The organism is Coprococcus sp. RTP21204st1_G4_RTP21204_210225 (assembly GCF_040915385.1).
GTDB lineage: Bacteria > Bacillota > Clostridia > Lachnospirales > Lachnospiraceae > Allocoprococcus > Allocoprococcus comes.
On record NZ_JBCPDP010000074.1, the window covers coordinates 1 to 1,037 of the forward strand.

The window sequence follows — 1,037 nt, forward strand, 5'->3', positions numbered from 1 at the left end:
AAAGGAACGAAACAATCCATATCCGAACGATAATGGTTCACGTCAACAACTGCAATATATTCATCTGCTACACCAATCTGTACATTATATGCTGGCAGAAGCTGATCATTGCCCATGTAATCCGTTTTGATACGCATAAAGGTAGCTGAGTTATCTGTTTTAGAGTAACTGTTTCGATTAGGACCACAGATTTCAATTTTTTGTATGTATTCTTGAAGTTTCTGACAGAAAGTAGTCAAGTGTTCATAATGACGCTGTTCTTTGGATTTTCGCTTTCCACTTCCGTAAACAAATGTACTTGTATCCAGTTCCCATAAAAGTACTAGCTGCTCAACGATTTCATTCAGATAATCCGGTACATACTCCGGATTTGTTGTGATCTGCACCCCGCTCCATGCGATTTCTGCATTAATCTCCTCGATCTCCGCAGTGATTTTTTCGTAAAGCTTGTAACGGAACTTTTCGGTAGCCTTCTTCCATACCCAGGTATACTTGTTTGCGTTTGCTTCAAACTTGGAGCCGTCGATGTAGAGATGTTGCAGATCTACATGCTCATCGTTAAAGATAGCATGATTGATGTCGTTAAAAATGTTTTCAATCTTATCTTGAAGTACTTCATTGATGAAATATCCAAAGGTTCTGTATGACGGAGTCTGATGATCCATGAGATACATGAACCTGATATTAACTTTGCAGTTGTCTTCCAGTTCTCTCAGAGAGCAGTAGCCGCTAGTCATAAATCCGAAAAGTACTGTTTTTAACATGTTGACCGGATTATATCTGAGTCGTCCGGTTGTGTACTCCGGAATATCCGTCAGATACTTGTTTAAATCGATTCCTCCCATCAATCTGTCAAATGTTAAAACAGGATCCAGCAGATCCAAACAATCTGAAAGAAACAGTGGTAAATATCCTTGTTTTGAATTACAATAATTATTGTGTAAAGTTTTCATCGCAAGTTAATTTTACCACAAAAATAGGACCTTTCGCATGAACGAATGGTCCTATTTCTTTTAGGAACTTATTTCACAGCCCCT

General features: G+C 38.3%; 1 protein-coding gene. It reads right to left on the reverse strand.

The annotated features are described in order from the left end of the window. The coding region (locus AB5213_RS17210) for a transposase (protein ID WP_368277045.1) at window positions 1–845 on the reverse strand (845 nt) is incomplete at its 3' end. Window positions 846–1,037: the final 192 nt, after the last annotated feature.